The sequence below is a fragment of the Blastococcus colisei genome (genome assembly GCF_006717095.1).
Taxonomy (GTDB): Bacteria; Actinomycetota; Actinomycetes; order Mycobacteriales; family Geodermatophilaceae; genus Blastococcus_B; species Blastococcus_B colisei.
Genome location: NZ_VFQE01000001.1, coordinates 2393495 through 2414480, shown reverse-complemented (window position 1 = coordinate 2414480; position 20986 = coordinate 2393495). Strand labels below are relative to the sequence as shown.

Genomic DNA, 20986 nt, shown 5'->3' with positions numbered 1-20986 from the left:
CAGCCGGAGGAGCTTCTACCCGTGGGAGCGTCGGTCCCGGCGTGGACGTTCCTCCAGCCGTGCTGCCTCCGGCTGTCGCCCAGTCCCTGGGAGCAAGGCTCGGGGAACGTCTGACAGACGTGCCCATGGCGTGCACGATCGTGGCGACGGCGTAAGCGCGTCGTCCGTCCCGGTCACCGGCGCGTCGGTCAGTCGATCGGTTTGAGCCCGGCGTCGACGATCTCGTACCCGTCCCCACCCGGCGCGACGACGAACCAGCCGGCACCCGAGCGCAGGAGCACCCGCCCCTCGGCGCGCGGGTACCAGGCGAGCAGGCGGTGGTGCGCCTCGTCGGTCTGGAAGGCCTGCGGGTGCAGCGGCCCCGTCTCCTGACCGGCCTCCCCCGCCGTCAGGGAGATCGACGGTGCGAGCCGGGACGCGGCCTGCAGGTCGCCCGCGCGCATCGAGCCGACGAACCGCTCGTAGAGGTCGGCGATCTCGGTGGGCAGGCTCTCGAGGTCACGCGGTGGATCAGACATACCTGCTCGCCTTGATCGTCGTGATCTGCGCGGCGGTCAGCTTGTCGGTGAAGTTCCTGATGGAGCCGCTGGCCATGAGGTTGTCGGGATCGGCAGAGTGCGCGCCGTCGTCCAGGAGGACGTGTCCCAGCTCGTGGGCGAAGGTGTCGGCCGCGCGCGCCGAGGAGCTGATCACGATCGAGGAGTCGGCCACACCGTGGTAGCTGGGGATCATGGCCTCCCCGCGACTGCCGGCGCTCAGCGACGGGACCCAGTAGGCGGTGATGCGCCCCCGCGTGCGGTTGCGCGCGAGGAGCTTCGTCTCCTCCGCGGTCAGGGTCGGGCTGCTGAACTCCTCGAGGACGCTGTCCGCCCCGAGGATGGCGGTGGACTCGGCGGCCGAGACCGCTTCTCCTGCTCCTCGCGACACGGAGATCCCCGCCTGGCCGAAGACCGTGCTGGCCGTGCGCAGGTCCGCGTCCGTCGTGTCCGCGGCGCCTGCGAGTCGAGTGATGTTCACCGTCACCGAACGCCGGCCGGCGAGGTAGCCGAGGATGCCTCCGGCGACGGCTCCGATGCCGCCCCCGATCAGGGCGCCGAGAGGACCGCCGAAGCCGAAGCCGACGCCTGCACCGAGCGCGGCTCCCCCGAGAGCTCCTAGGCCGGCGCCCAGCGCCTCCTGCTTGCCGCTCGGCGCTCGGGACACGTTCGCGCGTTCGTCGATCGGCGCCCGGGGAACGGCGCCGGCAGCTCCGTAGGACTCGGCGGCACGGTGGAGCGGGCGGCGAGCGGTGACCGATTCAGTCGCCGGACCGGTGCTGATCCGGCTGAAGTCGCGGCCGACGTCCGACCGCACGTCGAGTGACGCCCCCGCGGGGGACCTGCCGGGCGGGCGCAGGGCCGGCGTGACGGCCGCGTGCTGGACCGGTGGAAACGCATCTACGGACCTGTACAGGTCGTTGTGGTGCGCGCTGTGCGGCGCGAGCGCCGCGAAGTCGATCATGGCCGTATCTCCGTCCTGTTCCTGGACGCGCCGGGTCGCTTCCCACTCCGTCGACGTTGCTCTCATGACCGGAACTCGACCTCGCAGCCCCAGCCGAGCGGCAGGTGCTCTGCCACGGCGGCCCGGAGGTTGGCCTCGCGCCGTGGCTCGAAGAGGTCGTGGTAGACCCCCATCTCCGAGGCGTCGTCCGCGCCCGTGCGGATCTCCACGGCGTCGTCCACCCGCGACAGGCGGCAGTAGTCCGGTTTGCCGTAGCGCACGCTGACGAACCTGGGCCGCACGCGCTCGGCCGCGTCCTCGGGCGTCTCTGCTCCGGGCGACTCCATGACCAGGTCGGGCTGGCAGGCGTGCCGGCGTGGTGTCCGCGAGTCCCGGGGCACGTAGCAGTACCGCAGGCAGCCGATCTGCCTCCGGGCGACGTCGATCGGCCCGGTGAAGATCGTGTTCTCCCCGAACTCGACGGCGTGCACGCGGGTGTGCCCGATGACGGTGGCGTCCACGATCGTGGCGACGGCGTGGGCGCGTCGTCCGTTGGGTGCCGCGATCGCATCGCCGCGGTCCGTCGTGGCGTCGACGATGCTGGTCCGGACGAACAGCGCGACCGGCTCTGCGCCCACCTCGTCCCGCTGGACGACGACGGATCCGATGATGCTCCGGTCCACCTCGACGCACGTGTGCCGACGTTCCTCCGGCCGCCGGTCCACCGCGTCTGCCAGGGGTGCGCCCCGCCGCCTGGGCAGGTCGGTGAGGACCAGGCTGGGCTCGGCCGCGTGCCTCGGCTCGCATCGCACGTCGATCTCCCACCCGGGCACGAACGTGCAGTGCCGGACCACGATCTCGACGGGGTCGCCCGAGAACCGGACCGGGTGGGCCGCCACCATGAGCCCGTCGATGATCACACGGCTGCCCGGGCCGCAGCGCACGATCATGTCATCGACGTCCTCCCGCCGCTCCGGCAGGACGATCGTGGGCCGACAGCCCTCGGCGGCGCGGACCTCGAGGGTGTGCAGTTCGCCGACCTCCAGCTTGACGGGCTGCACGTAGAGGCCGCTGTCGCACAGCTCCACCACCAGGTGGGCCGGCGGCCGCCCCGAGTCCTGCAACGCCCGCACCGCCTCGGCGACGGTCGGCTCCCCGTCCGCAGAGCGGATGCGGCTGACCGCGTACGCCCGCTGGATGTGTTCGGCGTACACCGCCTCCAGGACGAGCCGGTTGAGCCGCAGGCGGGCGGGGCCGGCCGGCGCACCGTTCAGCAGCTCGACCGCTTCCTCGTCGAGGGGCTCGTCGCGCTGACCGGCGGCGAGGTCGTGTGCCTGCATCACGCGATTGAGCTCCGCCGAGAGCCGGGCTCGCGCGGTCGCCGGGTCGTCGGCCATCGCCTCGAGCACGGCGGGATCCAGGAGACCGCGCAGGAAGTCGCTGAAGGGTGCGCGGTCACGCAGGAGGTGGCCGGGCATCTGCGGACTCAGTTGCTCGGTCCGCAGGAACGAGGACACCACCGGGACGCCGAAGGGGCCGCGCCGGTACTCACCGCCGCCGATCGCCATCGGGAAGCCGTAGCAGTAGGACGCCGTCAGCTCGCCGAGCTCGTACCGCTCCGGGAACATCACCCGCCCGCGTTCGGGATCCACGGCCACATCGGTGTCGAAGACCTCGGGGCCCCACTCCCCGAGGTCGCGGGCCTTGATCCGCTCCGGAGCGATCGGTGCGCCGTCCTCGTAGAGCTGCAGGCTCCGCCCGTGGCCGTAGTGGCGCGCCAGGTCGTCGACCAAGGCGTCGACGCCGAGCATGCGCGGGATCGCCGGCCGCTCGACTCCGTCCTGCCAGGCCGGAGCCGCCCCGCAGGTGAACAAGGGGGCGTCGTTGCCCAGCACGCTGAGCTCGTAACTGTTGGTCCGCCGGCGCACGCGATACGGACGGACGTAGGACAGCGGCCAGGATGGCAACCGCCACGCGCGGATCGTCACGGTGTCGACAGCTGCACCGGCGCAGTCAGGTCCGTCCTCACCGTCGCAGACGACCGCCGGCCAGCCGCTCACGGCCGGCACCAGGTCTTCGACGGCGGCACGGGTCCCCTTGCGCCGGCGGTAGCGGATGGCGTCCGCCACGGCGCTCCGCGGCACCAGCCCGGCCACCGGATCGGGCTCGCAGCCGCGGCGGCCGGCAGGGACCGGGAGCCAGCGGTAGCCGACGAGGTCGCCGATGTAGGGAACGGCCCAGGGCGCGCAGGTCTCGATGAAGAGGTCGGCGTACATCTGCCGGATGTCCTCCTCGACGAGGTCGGCCTCCGCGCCCAGCACCCGGAGCAGGTCACGGAGCGCATGGCTCAGCTCACCGCCCGGCGCGCGGACGACTCCCGGCAGCAGATCGAAGAATCGGTCGGTCGTCATGGTCGCGGCTCCTCCGACGCCGGCTCGAGCAGGAGCGTGCCAGCGGCATCGGGCGCCAGGTAGGCGAGGTCGACCACGCCCACGACCGGATCGGGCGGCAGGCCCGGCAGCGCAGCCGGGTCCACGTCGAACAGCGCCCTGGCCGCGTCCGCGATCTCCGCCGGGGACCGGGGTTCCTCCGGGGTCCCGGTCGGGATGGTCCCGAAGGCCAGCAGGTCCACCCAGGCCACGCCGCGCACCGCCTGCATCACGGCCATCGCCTCTCCGGGATACGGGACCTGCCCGATCTCTCGGGCGCGGAAGCCGAACGCCGCGACGAGGGCGTCGCGGAGCCTGGGGTGCACCTCCTCCCAGGGATGGTCGGGAAGGGTCCGGATCCGCGCCCGGATACCGAGCAGCATCGCCGTCCGGACGTCGATGCCCACCGTGGCGGGCGGCGACCCGCGCGTGTGCAGCACGGGGTCCCCGGGCCGGTCCTCGAGGTCGCCGAAGCGTGCGAGCGCGCGACGCAGGTTCGTGAGCAGCGCCGAGCCCGCGGTGAGGGGGGCGTCGTCCACGCCGGCCACGACGACGGTGTACTCGGCGGGAGCCGCCGGCGCGGAGACGACCCGCGCCTTGCCGATGCCCGCGAACGCACGGGCGAAGTCCTCGAGGTCGGCAGCCGAGACCAGCCGGTCGAGCGCCGTGAGTCCGATCGGCACACGCTGCCGGATGCTGCCGAGGTCGTCGCGGTCGGCACCGCCGGTCGCGGGCATCGGGTTCCGTACACCCATGACGCCGTTGGGTCGGCTGGCCAGCACGGTGATCTGCCCGGCGCGGGCGTTGCCGACGGCACCGATGCCGCTGCGGTAGAGGGCCCTGACGTTGTCCGTTCCCGTGGGCAGGCGGGCACCCAGGCCGAGGACCACCCGGGTGGTGCCCTCGTCGTCGGTCCGGATCACGTAGCGGCGCTCTCCCGGCCCCACGGCGGCCGCGTGCGGTGCCTCCGACCAGCGCAGGTCTTCCACGCGCACCTCCAGCGCCGCCGTCGAGCCGCTCGTTGTCTCGGACGGGAGGTAGGTGAGGGGGCCCTGCCGGAGCGGGAATGCCTGCAGCGGCCGGGTGGCGTCGCCGCCGCCGAGGACCTCGGCCCGGCTCTCGCCGTGCGTGGCGTGGGCGACGTTGGCGAGGACCTGCACCGTGTCGCGCCGGTAGCAGTACCGGAGGTCGGGATCGGCGAAGCCGAGAACGGTGTGCACGGTGTCGCCGGTCGCGGCGGCGGGCTCCTCGCCCTCGCCGTCCGCTCCGCCGCCCGCCGGGGCGCGGTGGCGCACCGACGAGATCATCACGAGCTCCGTCCCCGGCACACCGGTGACCTGCCGCCGGGAGTCGCGGTCGGCGGGGAGGAGGTCCGTCCGCTCGCCGGTCACGATGACCCGCCGACCCGGGTGCAGGCCCGGGTAGTAGCCGTCCAGCTCGAGCTCCCCGGCGCATACGTCGTCGGCGACCGGCACCTCGGCCAGGGCGAGGAGCTCGCTCTGGCCGTACACGACGACGCGGCGGTCGAGCACGTCCTCCCTCGTCTCGTCGTCGTCCACAGGGCGGGAGAATCCCTCCAGCTGCAGCACGGTGACCCGCGCGGGCAGGTTGAACGCGTTCCGGGTGGTGGTCCGCACGCCGATGACCTCGTGCACTCCGTCGTCGGCCGATCCGGGGAGATCCGGCGGAACCAGGACGGCATAGCTCCCCGGCAGGATGCCGTCGTAGACGGCGTCGAGCGCGATCTCGGCGGGATCGAGACCCGGCACCGCGCCGCTCAGGTCGGTGACGGAGCGGGTGGTGGCCTGCGCACCCTCGCCTCCGCTGCCCCCGCCCGCCGGGACGGCGCCGATGCCCGGTCCATCGGTGACGACGGTCGGCCCTGTTCCCGCGGAGTTCCACTCGAGGTAACCCCGGACCGCCTTGGTTACGGGGTCGACGTCGGGGATGAGGGGTGCGTTGTGGCCGTGCAGGGCCGCCTTCACCCGCATCGCGTGGATGCGGACGGCACCGGTCTGGTCGCCGTGGGCGGTGCCGCCGAGGGCCACGTCCAGGAGCCGCGCCAGTCGCGGGTACGCGCTCTCCAGCAACCCGTAGGCGGCATAGGAGTCCCGGCCGAAGACCGCACCGGGATCGAGCGGGAGCCGCTCACGGTCGGCGGTGAAGGCCGCGGGCCGTCTGAGCAGCGCCGTCAGCAGTTCGGAGTCGACCGGCACGGGGATGCGCGGGCTCTCGGCGACCGGCTCTCTCTCCAGGTCGACGACGGTGCGGTCCCGCTCCGGGTCGGGCTGCACCGTCGCAACGGTGAGGACGCCACGGTTCGTCTCCTGCCCGCGGGGCAGGACGACCAGGAGGTGGTCGCCCTTCGTGAGCCCCGTCGCCGTCCCCGCGAGGTACAGCCGGCGCGTTCCGGTGCCGACCAGCTGCGGGGCGGTGAGACGCGGCCGCATGGAACTCCAGCGGGGGCGACCGGCGAAGGCCTCGCTGGTCTCGAAGGGCTGCATCGTCTCCCCCGGCCCCGGCTGCGTGTACGCACGCGTTCCCGCCGGCACCTCGAGCGGTGCCTCGGGGTCGACGTCGTCCAGGGTGAAGGCGAGAAACGCGTCCGCGGCCAGACCCGGACGTGGCGCGTAGCCGACGAGCCTGCCGAGCTCGACGGCCGAGCGCCGGTGCAGACACGTCCGCAGGTAGTGCTCGTTGACCGTCCGCTCGCCGTAGAAGTCCAGGACGTGACCCAGGCAGGCCCACCCGTCCACGAGCGCGAGAGCCGGGTCCATGGGCGGGCCGGCGCCCCGCGTCGTCAACGCGCGCAGTGCCGGCAGGTCCGCCGCCGAGAGTCTCTGCCGCATCCGGTCGAACGCATCCGGGTACGCCGTGCGGCCGTAGGACAGCGAGCTCGACCCCGGCGGGTTGGCGTCCTCTGCTACGGCGCAGGGACAGCGACCGCAGCCGACCACCGTGTCGTGCCCGCAACCACAGCCGCACGGGGCGCCCACGCACGGCCGGCAGCTCACGGGACCACCTCCAGGTGGATGGTCAGCGACCCGTTCTCAGGCCGGTCGGGATCGGCGTCGAGCCGGACGACCTCGTGCGCCTCGATGCGGAGGACGTCGTCCGCGGGCAGCGGGTCGCCGCCGGCGGTCCGAGCCAGCTTCGTGACCCGTCCGGAGGCGACGCCGGGCACGCGGTGCACGACTGCGAGGACCTGGCTGATCGCCACCGGTCGACCGAAGGTGAGCGCGTCGGGATGGAAGAGGCCCAGGCTGCCGTCCCGGAGCCTCCGGTCGCTCAACCGGTCGCGCAGGGCGGCGCGCACGGCCCCCGGCTGGTGCCCCGGCAGCACTATGACGTCGAGAGCGAGGTCGACCGGCACGTACACGGCCGTCGTCACCTCGACGATGTGGCCGATCCTCCGGTACCGCTCGAGGTGCCCGTGGATCCGCTGCCGCATCTCCACCGTCTCCGCCGTCGTCCCGACGGGGTCGACGAGCACCGTGATCACGGTGCGGGGCGGGCGCACCGTCACCGTCGCGACCGCCCGCTGCACCTCGGGGAAGTCCCGGGCGACGATCGCCGCGTAGTCCTCGGCCACGACGGCCCGCTCCAGCTGCACCCGGAAGGCGTGCGGTGCGCGCAGCCGGACCTCGTCGACCTGCTCCGGATCGGTGCCGCCTCCGGCGGCCAGCGGGTTGCGGACGCCGACGATGCGACCGCCCCGAGGCTGCGCACGGGCCACGACGTGCCGGATCGCGCCCTGCCCGACGTTGCCGGCGACACCACCGCCGGTTCGGTAGGCGGCCAGCATGCGGATGCCCGGGGTGGGTCGCGCGCCGAGCTGGTCGTCCCCGAACCGCAGATGGGCCACGCGGTCGTCATCGACCTCGACGACGACGTGCCGGTCCTCGGACCCGCTGCTCAGCAGGTCGCGCCGGACACGCCAGCGTCCGTAGCGGACGGTTCCGGGCCGCGCCATGGCGGCGTCCTGCTCCCGCTCCACGACGTCCTCCCACGGGTTCGTCCCGGTCACGGGCCCGAAGACGGTGAGCGCGGGAAGGGCGCGACGCGGGTCCTGCGTCACGGTGGCGCGCGCGGACGTGCCGGGGGCGAGAGGGGCGCGGAACACGAGGGGCTGCCGATCGAGCACCGGCTCGTACGCGGGAACCCGCGCCGGGCCTTCGGCGGGTGCGCCCTCGCACGTGCAGCACAGGTCGACCGATGCGGCCGGGACGACCTCGTGGGGAGGGGGGAAGGGCACGGCGACGATCGTCCGGCCGCCGTCGCGGAGCACCACCGGGTCGGGGGCCCGGACGGTCTCGCCGTGGTCGACGAGCACGACGTTGCCACGGGCGACGGTCACGTCCCCGACCAGCGCACACTCCGGTGCCGGGCCGATCGCCGACAGGACGAGCGGGAACGGGAGGGCGTCCTCGGGGTCCCACGCCACCTCGACCACCGGCACGTCGGCCAGTGCGTCCCTTCCGGGCCGCACCGCCGTGAGGCGGACGGGGTGCCGGTGCGAGGGATCGGCGTCGGCGCGCGACCCGGAGCGCGGACCGAGCACCTCCTCGAGGACGAGCACGTCCCCGGGGCGCAGGTGGCGCAGGACGCGGCCGCCGTCCTCCCCGTCCCGCAGCGTCGCCGACGTCGCTCCGGCCGGGAGACAGCACTCGGTGAGGCCCCAGGTGTGGAACCGGATCTCGTTGTGCGCCTCGTGGAACCGCAGCGCCGTGGGGTCGGCGAGCTCCTCGGGGAACAGCCTCGCGAGCTCGGCCCGGTTGTGGCGGGCGAGCCGGGCCCCGGACAGCGCGTTGACGGTGCCGTGGCGCCGGACGGCACGTGCGACTGCCCCAGGTGCGCGGTGGACCAGGGCGGGGTCCTGCAGCAGGCCCGCCAGGCGGGCCGCGACGGCGCCGAGCAGGGCCGGCAGGTCCTCGTCCCCCGGGTCCCCGCGATCGAACAGCCGCCGCTCGTCGTCGGACAGCGTCGTCCGCACGTGGTCCAGGACAGGATCGTCTCCGTGCCGGATGCGATCGACGAGAGCGCGAGGCTCGACGACGTCCTGCGCCGTCACGCCCGCCGGTCCCTCGGGGAGCACCGGCTCGAACACCTCGTAGGTGCGACGCGGCGCACGGGCCAGGAGATGGGACGGAAGGGACGCGCTGCGGACGTCGATCCCCGCCGGCCGGGTGACGAAGGACAACGCGTCGGCGGCGACGCCCGGGTCACCCTCGACCGTCAGGTGGACCCACGCCCGCGCGTTGCAGCCTTCGTGCATGGCGTAGTCGACCAGCCGCGCGTGGCGGCGGACCGACGTGCGCAGGCGCGCCGTGTCGAGGTAGGCCTCCGTCCCGACCGCGTCCTGCGCGTAGCTGAGCCGGTCGGCCTCGTAGGCCAGCACCTCGACGAGGGTGAGGTAGAGGTCGGCGGCGTGCCGTTCCTGCCAGCCGGGAAGCGTCGTCGCGAGACGGTCGAGGAGCAGCTGCCGGAAACTCGCGTAGTCCTTGGCGAGGTAGCTGAGCTCCGGCGTCGGGAGCTCCGTCGACGGGCACATCGGCGCGGGCAGGCAGTCGACGTCGATCGGCGTGCCCGCAGCGAGCGAGAACGTCGCGGTCCGGTAGCGAGGATCGATGTCCTCGAGCGGTCGATCGGGCGTGTCGACCAGGCGGAGGGTGTAGCGGCCCCGGTCACCGGGGTCGTCCACGGTCACGACCGCGGCGTCGTCGCGCGCGGGATCGGGCGCGGGCAGCCACCGCGGGTCCTCGGCCACCACGAGCGGGTCCCCGCCGTCATCCCGGGTGACCAGCACGTTCTCTGCACCGAAGAGGGGCCCGTCGTCCCCCTGCGGCAGCGAACGCAGCAGGAAGAGGTGCAGGTCGAGCTTGTCGTCGACCCGCTCCACCTCGACGTAGTCGATACCGTTCGTGCGCTCGGAGGCACGCAGCAGGGGGCGCCGGCGATCACCGCCGCAGACGAGGTCGGGGTCGGTCACGGCCGGCCTCCCGGCACGGTGACCGTCTCCTCGACGGCGTCCTCGAGCAGCACGTATGTCACGGTGACGGCGAGCGTCGCGTCGTCGCTGCTGACCTCCATCGCCTGGAGCCTCAGGACGTCCCCGAGCTCCCGCTCGATCGCCGCCTGCATGGTGAACTGCAGGGCCGCGGCCAGCTCGGGGCTGTTGGGCGCGAACACCAGCTGGCGCAGGCCGCAGCCGAAGCCGGGCCGGTTGACCCGTTCCCCCGCTTCGGTGAGCACCAGCAGGACCAACATGTCGCGGATGTGATCGGCCGGGGTGGTCTCGGCCGTGCGGCCTCGGCCGTCGTAGGCCCAGGGGAAGTCGACGTCCACGTCTCACACCCCGATCACGCGCGTCTGGACCGCGGCGATGATCGGCGGGCCCTGTGGGATCTGCTCGACGCTCTGGCAGACGCCCTGGCCGGTGCCGGTCACCTGGACGACGGCCGGCTGCCCGTTGATGAACACGCGGGTGGCCGGCACCCAGGTGATCGTCACGCACGGCTGCGGCTTGGGGCCCGGAACGGTGAACGGGCAGCCGGCCACGGTGTGCTTGTCGGACGCCGTGACCGCGGGACCGGTGCCGGCCACGACCCGGGTGTTGCCCGTGTGGGCGGTCGCGGGGGCCGCGTGCGTGCACTGGACGCCGGACCCGACGGTGAGCAGGAACCCTGGCATGTCGTCCGCCTACTTCACGACGAGGGCGCCGGTGTTGACGGTGACGACCCCGCCGACGATCGTGACGGAGCCGCCCTTCCCGTCCGACAGGTAGATGCCGGAGTCGTTGACCACCACCGAGGCGCCGGTGCCGCTGCGGAGCACGACGCCGCCGGTCGCCGGCGTGGGGGGTGCGTCGCTCAGCTGGATCGCGTTCTTCAGCGGGGTCTGCATCGTCATGGCGGGAACGGGCGGAGGTACGAGCTGCGCCAGCGGCGGGACCTCCAGCCGGGTGCTGTAGTAGCAGCCGGTCCAGATGGGGTAGTCGGGATCACCCCGCTCGAACTCGACCCAGACACCGGCCCCCACCGGAGGGACGGCGACCGCGCCGGTCTGCGCCCCGGCGACCGGGAAGCACGGCATCGCCCAGCTGGACGCGACGGTGAACACACCGACGACCTGGACCTGCAGCCGGCCGATGCCCATGGGGTCGACGTTCTGCAGGACGACACCCCGGTACTTGCCCAGGTACTGCTTCCTCGCGCGCCGGGACGCGGCGCCCGCGGCCGTCATGACGGTCACACCGGGATCCTTCCTACGGTCGACACGAGGCCGTTGCGGACGAGGGTGAAGGACTGCCTGAACTCGCCCTCCTTGAGCGTGCTGGTCACCTTCTGCGTGTAGTAGAGGCCGTCGAAGGCGGCGCCCACGCCGCGCAGCCCCACCAGGCGGCGGGGCTTGAGGGCCGAGCCGTAGCGCAGCGCGTCGAGGGTGCCCTCGGCGGTCACCGCCCGCTTGCTCGCCGCCTGGTCGGCCCAGGCCTGCATCAGCGCGCGCGGAAAGCCCTTGAACGCGGTGTCCGCGACGATCTCGAACTTCTTGGGGATCGGCGGGATCAGCCCGAGCGGCGGATCGAGGGGGTTGACCAGCCCGACGGGGACGGGAATGGCGGGCAGCCGCGTGAGCGGGTTCTCGACGCTGACGATCGGCATCGCGGCGGAGTCGTGGTCGAAGCGGCAGCTGACCGTCTCGACGTTGGTCTCGGCGTCCATGTCGACGGTGAGGGCCTTCTGGACCGGCCCGATCCGGAGCACCGGGCCCCAGTAGGCGATGCTGGCGCCCACCGCCGGCCCGGGCTCGACGTAGAACGTGTAGCCGACCATCTCCGCGAGGTCGCGCAGGTACAGCAGGTCGGTTCCCCAGTGCTGGTCGATGCGCTGGAGCGGGTTGTCGATGTCGACCGTCGGCGTCGGCACGATCAGCGGGACGACGCCCAGGAGCATGTACTTGGCGAGGATCAGCGCGACCCGGGCCTCGATCGGCATCGCCGGATAGGGGAACAGGCCGCTCAGGTCGACGTGGTCCATGGCCTGGCTGATGTCGCGGCCCTTGACGATGAGCTGGGTGGGCCCAGGGCCGGTGTCCGGTGCGACCTGGGTCTGGGTCACGAGGCCGTCCATCAGCACCTCGACCGAGCCCCGGATCGTGACGGCGACGACCACGCGGATGAGCGGCGGGACGGCTCCGCCCGACAGGAGGAAGACCGTCTGCAGGAAGGTCGAGTCATCGGTGAGGTTCAGCTTGAGCTCGAACCCGTCGTCCTCCCCGCTCCCGGCGGTCACCGTCACCTCGGTGAGCGCCTCGACGATCGACCGCGGCGCGGGCAACGGAACCGCCGGGCCGACGTAGAGGGACAGCGTCACGGCGCTGGCCGAGGCGCCGGTCACGGCGCGGCCCCCGGCGTGCCCTCGGGCGCGGTGACACGCAGCCTGCGGCCCGGCTCCTGGACCAGGTCCTCGGGGAAGACCACCCGGTTCCCGTCGCAGAGGCGCCAGAAGAGCTCGGGATCGCCGAACACGGCCGCTGCGACGTGGTCGGTGCGCTCCCCCGCCGTCACGACGTGCGTCCCGAGCACGGGCAACTGCTCGGGACGCGGGACGAAGCGGCGCAGGAGGTGGACGATCGGGTGGTCGCCGTCCGGGTCGAGCACCGTGGTGCCGACGGTCGCGTACCGGCTGGCCGGGAAGAGGACCGGCGTGCTCCCCGGCGACGGTTGCAGCAGCGCCTGGAGCCGTCGTTCCTGTTCGTCGACGGTCACGTGGGCACCTCCCGCAGGCCGAGCACGGCGGGAGAGGCGCTCGGGACGGCGGCCGCCAGGCGCTCCTTCTCCTGCTGGTAGCGCAGGTAGAGCGACCCGCCTCGGTGGTCGTGCCCGAGGTCGCTGACGCTGAGGACCCGCATGCCCAGGCTGACCTTGGCCCGGATGGGATTCAGCCGGGTGTCGAAGAACTCCTCGTTGACGCTGAAGTCCGTCACCCGCACCGGTGCCACGCGGCTGGTGCTCCAGATGAAGAGCGTCAGCGGCGATTCGACCGGTGCCACCTGCAGCTCTCCGCGGGCGGCGGCGGCGTGGTGCTCCCGCAGCTGCGCGCTGGACGGGTAGAGCAGCAGCTCGAGGGCCGACAGGTGTGGCTGGATGCCGAAGCGCCCGACGAGGGCGTCGCCGACGTCGAGCTGGTCGACCGCGTCGACCTCGGCGTCCAGCGTGTACGTCTCGATCGGCGGGCCCTTGAGCCGCAGCGCCTGCGAGCGGTCGGTGCCGCCCTCGCCGCCCACGGCCTGGGCCTGGAACGAGCGGCTGAGCGTCTCGGGGTTGTACTGGAGCGCGATGATGCGCACGACCCGGCCGGTGCCGGGATCGACGAGGGCGATGCCGCCCTTCAGGATGCGCGGGGCTATCGCGGGCGAGGCCGTCATGGCTGCATCCCCTCAAGTGCGACAGCAGGACCGACCGGCACCCGGATCACCCCGCCACGTCTCTGCGGCGGCCGAAGAGCCCCCCGACGAGACCGCCGACGAGGAACCCTCCGGCGACGAGCAGGCCGCCGAGCAGGACACCGGCGCCCAGCAGACCCGCGCCCAGGAGTCCGGCGCCGAGCCCGATCAACGACCCGGCGACCACGTAGCCGGTGACGCTGGCCTGGGGCGAGGCGGGGGCCGTGGCCGGCACCACCTGACCCGGCGCGCCGACGAAGTACCGCGACCGGTAGTTCCGCTTGATCCGCTCCACGGTCGGGAGCACGAAGCCTCGGTAGGTGAAGCGCTGCAGGAGGTCCAGGCAGGTCGCGCGGGCGGAGAGCAGTCCGGACCCGACCTGGTTGCCGCGCGGATTGGGAGCCACCTCGGGCGACCCGATCCCGCGCGGGGAGCTGCTCATGGGGTCCACGGACGCGCCCAGCTGCTCACCGGCGGCGTGGCGCAGCTGCAGCTCCCATTCCCGGCCCTGCCACGACGGATAGCGATCCAGCACGGGCCGGGGCAGCTGGTCCAGCACCGGACGCAGGGACGAGACCCGGCTGCCTTTCGCAGCCCGCCACATCTGCCTGATCGACTCGGTCGTGGCCGCCACCACGTGCTCCATGGTGGGACTGAGCGTGCGGCCGCCAGGTGCACGATCCTCGTCGGCGTAGTCGTCCCCGTACGTGCGCCACCGGGCGCCCTGCACGTTGTCGACCTCGACCCCGAGCATGTTGTCCAGGTCGTGCCAGGCCAGCGAGGGGACGTTGGCGCACTGCAGCACGCCGCCCACGGGCACGACACCGAGGAACCGGGTGCTGTACTCGGTGAGCAGCTCCTGCCTCGGCGTGACGATGTGCCCGGCCGCGAAGGCGTCGGTGAGGAAGTGGTCGGCGAAGCCGTTCATCGCCATCGCCCGCACCGCCAACCGTCCGGCCTCGCCGCGCAGCGCCCGATAGCGCGCCTGCGTCCGCTCCGCCCGGCTCAGAAGGGCCTGCATCTCGTCGAGCGCCCGCTGCAGCGAGGCCTCGGTGGGCCCTCCTGCGGCGCCCGGCCGTGCCTCCTCGGCGTCGAGGAGCCGCCGGGCGCGGAGCCGAGCCGCCCGGAAGCGCCGGAGGAGGTCCCGGACCTCGCTCCTGAGGTCCGCGGCCCGCTCGCCGGTCTGGTGTGCCTGCTCCATCACCTGGAGCGCCCGCCAGTGCCACGGCTGCCACGTCAGGTAGTTGTGCGGGTGGAAGTGCGCCGTGTTCCGGGCGGCGAGGTCGAGGTAGTGGGCGCTGTCGCCGAGGAAGTCCCAGACCGGGCCCAGGATCGGGATCCCGCTGCGGCGATCGACCTGCTGCTGCTCGAGCAGATCGAAGCTCGCGATGTTGTCGGCGATCGCCACCATCTCGCCGTAGCCGTACGCCGTCCGGCCGGGCTGGAAGCGCAGTTGTCGCAGTTCGGCCACGAGGTCGGGGTCGACCGGGGCACGCGAGGCCGTCGCCGGACCGGACCTGGTCTCGTCGAATGCCCGGGTGTAGGCGGCGTCACCGATGCGCCGGTGCTCCGACTCCGAGAAACGGCGGAGCACGGCCCGGCCGAGCCGGGAGGACGGGGTGGGGGTGGTGGACCCGGGTCGGGTGACCAGGTCGGCGGTGTCACGGGCCAGCTTCTCCGCAGGGTCGTCCTCGCGACCGATCGGGATGTCGTCGCCCGTCCGTGGGGCTGGTCCCGACTGAGCGACGTGCGCCAGTTCGTGGGCGAGGACGCGCACCCCATGTCCCTCCCCGGGGCGGTACCGGCCCTCGGCGAAGACGATGTGGTCGCCGACGGTGTAGGCGGCCGCGCGGACGGCCCGGGCCGACTCCGCAGCCCGGCTGTCGGCATGAACCCGCACGCGGGAGAAGTCCTGGCCGAACCGCGGTTCCAGGTACTCGCGGATCCCGCTGTCGAGGGGCCGGCCGGGGGAACGCAGCGTCTCCCGGACGACGACCGGCGCGAGGCCGGCCGCGTCCCCTCCGCCGTGGAGGGCGCGCCCCGGGGCTCCGCCGCTGGGGCGGGTGCCGGGTCGCTCGTCCCGCCCGCGCCCGGTGGAGGTGCCCTCCGTGCGGCGACGAAGGGGCACGGGGGCCGGTCGTGCCGTCCGCTCGGGGATCGACGGCCCCTGGAGGGTCTTCGACACGGTCACGGTGCACCCCGGCTCTCGCCGGTCAGGCCGGCGTGGACGGCCGCCGAGATCTGCGCCGCGAGCCCACCGGCGCCGGCCGCGGTCTCCCGCCCGGGGACGTCACCGCCCCGGATCGCCGCGACGGCGCCGCTGACGGCCAGCCCCCGGTCCAGGCGCGAACCGGCGAGCAGTCGTGTCAGCTCCCGCTCCACCATCCGTCCGAGCACGGCGGGCTCCACGCCGCCCCAGGCCTCGTCGAGGACGAGCCGCTCGATGTGCAGTCGGACGTTCACGACGGCTCCCCCGACTTCACCAGCGGACGGGACGTCTCCCCCGCCGTCACCCGCGGCTCGTCGGCCGCGTCGTGCCTCGTCGTCCACCCGGCGAAGTCGGCCGCCACGAAGGGGCGGCCGCCCTTGCGCAGCTCCTCGCGAGCAGCCTCCCTGAGCAGCTCCATCGTCACCGCGCCGTCCCCTGCGACGGCCAGGAACGTGGCGTTCACGGCGGTGTTGCGGATCTGTCCGCCGGTCAGGCCGGGACGGGCCAGCGCGGCCATGTCGAGCCGGTCCACCCCCGGTACGCGCGAGCGCCGCGGGTCGTCGGCCTTGTCGTCGGCCGTCGGGAAGATCCCCCTCCAGATCCGCTCCCGCTGGGCGGCCGCCGGGAACGGGAAGGTGATGATGAACCGGAGTCGCCGCACGAAGGCAGGGTCGAGGGCGCTCTTCATGTTCGTGGTGAGGATGGCGAGCCCCTGGTAGGCCTCCATCCGCTGCAGGAGATAGCTGACCTCGATGTTCGCGTAGCGGTCGTGGCTGTCCTGCACCTCGCTGCGTCGGCCGAAGATCGCGTCGGCCTCGTCGAACAGCAGAACCGCACCGCCCTCCTCGGCGGCGTCGAACACCGTGCGAAGGTTCTTCTCCGTCTCGCCGATGTACTTGCTGACCACGCTGGCCAGGTCGATGCGGTAGAGGTCCAGCCGCAGCTCGTTGGCCAGCGCCTCGGCCGCCATGGTCTTCCCCGTGCCGCTCTCACCCGCCAGGAGCGCGGTGATGCCCAGGCCACGGGAGAGCCGCGAACGGAACCCGTACTCGTCGTAGACCCGGACGCGGTGCCGGGTCTGGTCGCGGACCTGCTCGAGCAGGCGGCGCTCCCGGTCGGGCAGCTGGACGTCGGCGAGCGTCGTGTCGGTGACGATGCGCTGCGCCAGCCCTTCGAGACGGGGACGCGCGCGCAGCCGGCAGGCATCCCAGGTGCGCTCACCGGCCTCGTCGGCGCCCGCGTCGTCGTCGGCGACGGAGTCGGCCACCGCCGCGATCTCCCCGCCGTTGAGACGGAACTGACCGGCGAGCCGCTCGGGCCAGTCCCCTGCCGTTCCCGTGAGGACCTGCTCCCACATGGCGCGCTGCTCGGCCGCGTCGGGACGCAGTGCGTCGAGGACCAGCGCGGTGTCCTGCTCGGGCAGGGGCTCGCGGACGTCCAGGAACACCAGGCCGGTGAGCCGGGAGAGGAGCCGGCTCAGGATGGGCGTGGTCTCGTCCGTACCGGTCGGGGCGCCGACCAGCAATGCCACGTCCAGGAGTCGGGTCTCCCGGTTCCACAGGTCCACGGCGGTGGTGAGGTCGACGTCGCCCGGGATCTGGTCGAGGGACAGCCGGTGGAGCTCGCGGTCGACGGCGTCCGCGATCCACCGGGCGAACAGCCGTTTCGTGGTGGCGTCAGCTCCGGGCATCTGGACCAGCAGCCGGGAACGCCCGGGCGCCGCGCGCTGGAGGGAACGCAGCGCCGCCACCAGCCGTGTCCGCTGCGTCGCGCTGATGATCGCGTCACCGTGCGTGGACGGCACGGCGTCGACGACCGAGGCCAGCCGGTCGTCGAGGTGGTCCCGCCCACGTACGTGGTCGACGACCCGTTCGTCCATCCGCAGTGCACTGCTCACGAGGGCCTGAGCGGGTCCCTGGGCGATGTCGATCAGGCGCCAGTACCGCAGCGGCCGGTCCGGTCCCAGCGCGGCCCACTCGGGTGCGGCGGCGACGCGTGTCATCCCCTTCCTGCGCTCGGGCGGAACGGAGTCGAACTCGGCGTCCATGGCCAACCCGAGGGAGAGAGCGAACGTCGGCGCACCACTCGTGCTCTCCGGCATGGCCCGGCAGAGGCGGGCGACCTCCGTGCTGACGGCGTGCGCAACGCAGAGCAGCGCGACGTCCCGTTCGAAGGGGCTCATCCCGAGGACGTCGCACATCCGCGTGAACCGGGGAGCCGGGTCGGCCGCCAGCGCCCCCTCCAGCCGCTTCCGCGCCCTCCGGGCCGCGGCACGGGGGTCCCGCTCCGCCGGCGCGACGGGCGGAGGACGCAGCGTCTCCTTGCGGCCCCACCACCGGGCGACGGCGACTGCCTCGGGCGCAGCCGGCTCCGCCGGCCCGTCCGCCCGCGACCTGCGGGTGGGTGGGACGAGGAGCGCCCGCAGCCACGTCATCGTGGCGTCCATCAACCGGTCGTCGTTGTCCCGGCGGACGGCGTCGACGTCGACGTCGCTCATGGGAGCGTCACCCGTGGATCGGGAGGCCTCGACGGGGTCTCGCCGCGGTGGAAGTCCAGCGGGCTCTCGGCGCCGGCCACCTGTACGCGGACCAGGTAGGTCCCGGCGGGGACGTCGCCCCGGACGAAGCGCAGGGTGGTATCCCCCGCCGCAGGGGCGGTCACCGGCTCGAGGCGGTGGAAGCCGAGCAGGCGGTCGGCCGGTGCCGGGGTGGTGAACTCGTCGAGCAGGAGGCTCACCCGCTGGCCCGCGGCCAGGGGCGGCGCGAACGTCACGGCCACCACGTCCTTCCGGGGGTCCGGCGGCGGGCCGGCGTCGGGCACGAAGTCGGCGGTGACGGAGGGGCGCAGGAGGAAGGCCGCGCTCGCGGACTCCACCGCATCGTGCGGGACCGGCGGCACGCCGATCTCCAACCGGTGCACCACCTGGACCGCATGGACGCCGGCGGGCAGACCGTCGGCGCCCACGACGATCCGGCGGTCGGTCACCGTGGCGACCGGCGCCGGGTCCCCGTCGTCCACACGCACCGCGGTGACCGGGCCCCGGAGGTTCCGTCCGAGGATCTCGAGCTGGAGTGGCGCACCGGCGGAGGCAGTTCCCGTCACTCGGACCTGGTCGATGACCGGCTGTCGCACGGGGACGGCGTCGACGCCGCTCTGCTGCACCGGGACGGGATCACGCGCCGTGACCGGTGCCTCGATGAGCACGACGCTCGCGCCGTAGGCCACCGACAGTCGGTAGGGCACCTGGACGAACACCGACCAGACCTTCGACATGTCGTCCAGCGACAGCTGGCCGAGGGAGAAGTGCACCGACTCGACCTCCTGGGCCATGTCCGAGCCCGTCAGCCACGGCTCGTCCTGGCTCGCTGTCGCCAGCTCGGCGCGGCTGAGGCCGGGAGCGCTGTGGAGGGCCGCGAGCGAGGTGCCGAGCATGCGCTGCGGGACCAGCTGCTCCTCGTCGCCCGAGAAGCTCAGCAGGTAGTGCAGGTCGATGGCGACGCGCGGACGCCGGCGAACGTCGTTGCCGTCGGCGCCGCGGGTCGGCAGGTCCGCGTTCCGCAGTGCCGCGTTGGGCGTCACCCGGTACAGGAAGATGGTGACCTGGCTCGTCGACTGGCCGTCCGTGGCCTCCGGGCGCCGGGCGACGACGTCGACGCCCGAGACCTCGGTCCCGATGACCTCGGCGAGCCGCAGGCGCAGCGCCTCGGTGACCGTCGCGATCGCCAGGTGGTTGGCCATCATCGGCTCCCCGACCGGCGGGCGAGGTACTCGGCCAGCGGCAGCACTCCTGCGCGGGGCGCCGGCTGCCGCGGTGCCGCACTGGGTGCCGGCCGGCTCCGGATCTCGACCCGACCGATGGTGACCTCGATGGTCGGCTGTGTGCGCGCGCTCGTCCGGTCCGCGTGATCGGGCGAGCGCTCGCGTGGGGGCGGCGGACGCAGCCAGTGCTCGGGACCGACGTCCTCCGACGGCGCCCGGCGCCGGGCGGGCTCGCGTCGTGGCACCGGCGGGACGTCACCGGGAGGGGGTGCGGCGACCGGAGCCTCGAGCGGTGCGGCTGCCTCACGCTCCGGGGGCGTCCCGCGATGGGCCACCACCTCCGCCGGCGGACGGGGGGGCGGCGTGGCCACGCCCGGAGCGGCCTCGTCGGCGTCTCCCGGCCGGGCGAGCCGGGGCGCGTGGTGCGCCGGGTCGGCGACGATCGGGCGGACCCGGTCCTGCGCCGACGGCGAGGACGGCAACGGCGCCGGCGCCGGCACCGCCGTCGGTGTCGACGCGGCCGCCACCTCGGCCTGCGGCGGCGGGACGTCCGTGGCCGGAGGGGCGGCCGGGGGAACCGGCGCAACGGGTGCCACGACTGGTGCGGGGGCCACCACGACGGGCCGGCGTGGTCCCCGGGGCGGCACCGCGCCTGCCGATCCGGCTTCGCGCAACTCCGAACCGGGGGCGGGAGCCGGCGGCGGCTCGTCCGCTCGAGCCACCCCGCGGGCGGGAGCGCCGTCCGCGGGGTCCCGTCCGGCCGGGGGTGCAGGATCCGGTGCGGATGGGAGCCGGTGCACCGAGTGGATCCCGGGTGGCTCGTCGTCCCCTGGATCGGGGTCGGTCACCGAAGGGCCGCCGACCGGCTCGAACCTGGCCCGGAGCCGTGGTGCCAGCTCCTCCCCCAGACCCGCGCTGCGCGCCACGAGGTGGCCCAGGAAGTCGGTCATCTCCGGACCAGACCGAGGTAGAGGGATCGACGCGACGGGCTCATGGCGAAGATCTCGGCCTCCGACCAGCCGTACGCCGACGCGAGGCGGTGGACGTCGTCGATCAGGCTGTGGACCCAGGCGTCCAGCTCCTGCCAGAGGAAGGACACGATGTCGAACGTCGCCGCCCAGGTGCACGCGCAGGAGGGGCAGGTGAGCACGAGGCGGGTGTCGGCCTGCGGGTCGGCCGCGGCCATCCGCGCCACCAGCTCCGCGCGGACGCCGTCAGGGAGCTCCGTCACCGGGACGTCGGCGTCCCCCCGCCGGGCGGCAGTGACACACCGGGCCATCAGGAGCTCGCGTGCGTCCGCCCCGGACCGGGCCGTCCCGAGCTCGGCGAGGTCCCCCGCCGCGGGCGGCCGGGCGAGAACGGTGTAGCCCGCGCTGGTCAGCTCGAAGGTGGCCGTCGGATCGCCGGGCGGGCGGGTGCGCACGTCGTCGACCTCGAAGCCGAGCTCCACCCGCTCCGCGCAGTCGGGGCACGAGGCGACGGCGACGATGCTCGAGCCGAACAGCTCACCCCGCAGGTCCAGCAACAGGGCGTCGCGCTGTCCGACGCTCAGCTGCGTCCGCCGGCCGACGTCGACCCCCAGCACGGCCAGGAGGGGCTGCCAGCGGTGAGCAGGTGACCGGCTCTGGCCCTGCTCCCAGGCGGAGACGAGATCGGCGGCGAGCAT

The 20986-nt window shown here is 73.6% G+C and carries 17 protein-coding genes; all 17 read right to left on the bottom strand.

The genetic code is table 11. From position 1 onward, the window contains the following. Window positions 1-188: 188 nt before the first annotated feature. Window positions 189-518 (bottom strand): hypothetical protein, encoded by a 330-nt coding sequence (locus tag FHU33_RS11475; RefSeq protein ID WP_142025479.1) that lies wholly within the window; start codon window positions 516-518, stop codon window positions 189-191. Then, on the bottom strand, window positions 511-1500 hold the full coding sequence (locus tag FHU33_RS11470) for a hypothetical protein (protein WP_142025478.1): 990 nt from the start codon (window positions 1498-1500) through the stop codon (window positions 511-513). Before FHU33_RS11470 ends, FHU33_RS11475 begins: the two co-directional genes overlap by 8 nt. A 62-nt stretch (window positions 1501-1562) precedes the next feature. After that, complete coding sequence (locus FHU33_RS11465; protein ID WP_142025477.1) at window positions 1563-3890, bottom strand: hypothetical protein; 2328 nt, start codon at window positions 3888-3890, stop codon at window positions 1563-1565. Continuing rightward, window positions 3887-6757: a baseplate J/gp47 family protein gene (locus FHU33_RS11460; RefSeq protein WP_142025476.1), complete on the bottom strand. Its 2871-nt coding sequence runs from the start codon at window positions 6755-6757 to the stop codon at window positions 3887-3889. Before FHU33_RS11460 ends, FHU33_RS11465 begins: the two co-directional genes overlap by 4 nt. A gap of 161 nt (window positions 6758-6918) precedes the next feature. After that, the gene (locus FHU33_RS11455; protein WP_142025475.1) at window positions 6919-9897 is read right to left on the bottom strand and encodes a putative baseplate assembly protein; all 2979 of its coding nucleotides are present in this window, start codon (window positions 9895-9897) and stop codon (window positions 6919-6921) included. Further along, the gene (locus FHU33_RS11450; RefSeq protein WP_142025474.1) at window positions 9894-10253 is read right to left on the bottom strand and encodes a GPW/gp25 family protein; all 360 of its coding nucleotides are present in this window, start codon (window positions 10251-10253) and stop codon (window positions 9894-9896) included. Before FHU33_RS11450 ends, FHU33_RS11455 begins: the two co-directional genes overlap by 4 nt. 3 nt (window positions 10254-10256) lie before the next feature. Further along, window positions 10257-10598: a hypothetical protein gene (locus tag FHU33_RS11445; RefSeq protein ID WP_142025473.1), complete on the bottom strand. Its 342-nt coding sequence runs from the start codon at window positions 10596-10598 to the stop codon at window positions 10257-10259. A gap of 9 nt (window positions 10599-10607) precedes the next feature. Then, on the bottom strand, window positions 10608-11150 hold the full coding sequence (locus FHU33_RS11440) for a phage baseplate assembly protein V (protein ID WP_142027106.1): 543 nt from the start codon (window positions 11148-11150) through the stop codon (window positions 10608-10610). A gap of 5 nt (window positions 11151-11155) precedes the next feature. Then, entirely contained in the window at window positions 11156-12304 is a 1149-nt protein-coding gene (locus FHU33_RS11435; RefSeq protein WP_211355085.1) for a hypothetical protein, read from the bottom strand. Next, entirely contained in the window at window positions 12301-12675 is a 375-nt protein-coding gene (locus tag FHU33_RS11430; RefSeq protein WP_211355084.1) for a LysM domain-containing protein, read from the bottom strand. Before FHU33_RS11430 ends, FHU33_RS11435 begins: the two co-directional genes overlap by 4 nt. Continuing rightward, complete coding sequence (locus FHU33_RS11425; RefSeq protein ID WP_142025472.1) at window positions 12672-13334, bottom strand: hypothetical protein; 663 nt, start codon at window positions 13332-13334, stop codon at window positions 12672-12674. The genes FHU33_RS11430 and FHU33_RS11425 overlap by 4 nt, the downstream gene beginning before the upstream one ends. Before the next feature lie 46 nt (window positions 13335-13380). Then, a complete protein-coding gene (locus tag FHU33_RS25420; protein ID WP_211355083.1) occupies window positions 13381-15543 on the bottom strand; it encodes an eCIS core domain-containing protein in 2163 nt (720 codons plus the stop codon). After that, window positions 15540-15815: a hypothetical protein gene (locus FHU33_RS11415; RefSeq protein WP_142025471.1), complete on the bottom strand. Its 276-nt coding sequence runs from the start codon at window positions 15813-15815 to the stop codon at window positions 15540-15542. Before FHU33_RS11415 ends, FHU33_RS25420 begins: the two co-directional genes overlap by 4 nt. Beyond that, on the bottom strand, window positions 15812-18058 hold the full coding sequence (locus FHU33_RS11410; RefSeq protein WP_142025470.1) for an ATP-binding protein: 2247 nt from the start codon (window positions 18056-18058) through the stop codon (window positions 15812-15814). Before FHU33_RS11410 ends, FHU33_RS11415 begins: the two co-directional genes overlap by 4 nt. Continuing rightward, window positions 18055-19302, bottom strand: a complete 1248-nt coding sequence (locus FHU33_RS11405) for a Pvc16 family protein (RefSeq protein WP_142025469.1) — start codon at window positions 19300-19302, stop codon at window positions 18055-18057. The genes FHU33_RS11410 and FHU33_RS11405 overlap by 4 nt, the downstream gene beginning before the upstream one ends. Further along, a complete protein-coding gene (locus FHU33_RS11400) occupies window positions 19299-20270 on the bottom strand; it encodes a hypothetical protein (protein ID WP_142025468.1) in 972 nt (323 codons plus the stop codon). The genes FHU33_RS11405 and FHU33_RS11400 overlap by 4 nt, the downstream gene beginning before the upstream one ends. Next, window positions 20267-20986: a T4 family baseplate hub assembly chaperone gene (locus tag FHU33_RS11395; protein ID WP_142025467.1), complete on the bottom strand. Its 720-nt coding sequence runs from the start codon at window positions 20984-20986 to the stop codon at window positions 20267-20269. Before FHU33_RS11395 ends, FHU33_RS11400 begins: the two co-directional genes overlap by 4 nt.

Bases quoted from the DNA above. Each gene is read 5' to 3' on its own strand.
- FHU33_RS11475 (WP_142025479.1), bottom strand. From the start codon at position 518: ATGTCTGATCCACCGCGTGACCTCGAGAGCCTGCCCACCGAGATCGCC.
- FHU33_RS11470 (WP_142025478.1), bottom strand. From the start codon at position 1,500: ATGATCGACTTCGCGGCGCTCGCGCCGCACAGCGCGCACCACAACGAC.
- FHU33_RS11465 (WP_142025477.1), bottom strand. From the start codon at position 3,890: ATGACGACCGACCGATTCTTCGATCTGCTGCCGGGAGTCGTCCGCGCG.
- FHU33_RS11460 (WP_142025476.1), bottom strand. From the start codon at position 6,757: ATGCGGCAGAGACTCTCGGCGGCGGACCTGCCGGCACTGCGCGCGTTG.
- FHU33_RS11445 (WP_142025473.1), bottom strand. From the start codon at position 10,598: ATGCCAGGGTTCCTGCTCACCGTCGGGTCCGGCGTCCAGTGCACGCAC.
- FHU33_RS11440 (WP_142027106.1), bottom strand. From the start codon at position 11,150: ATGACGGCCGCGGGCGCCGCGTCCCGGCGCGCGAGGAAGCAGTACCTG.
- FHU33_RS11425 (WP_142025472.1), bottom strand. From the start codon at position 13,334: ATGACGGCCTCGCCCGCGATAGCCCCGCGCATCCTGAAGGGCGGCATC.
- FHU33_RS11410 (WP_142025470.1), bottom strand. From the start codon at position 18,058: ATGAGCGACGTCGACGTCGACGCCGTCCGCCGGGACAACGACGACCGG.
- FHU33_RS11405 (WP_142025469.1), bottom strand. From the start codon at position 19,302: ATGATGGCCAACCACCTGGCGATCGCGACGGTCACCGAGGCGCTGCGC.
- FHU33_RS11400 (WP_142025468.1), bottom strand. From the start codon at position 20,270: ATGACCGACTTCCTGGGCCACCTCGTGGCGCGCAGCGCGGGTCTGGGG.
- FHU33_RS11395 (WP_142025467.1), bottom strand. From the start codon at position 20,986: ATGCTCGCCGCCGATCTCGTCTCCGCCTGGGAGCAGGGCCAGAGCCGG.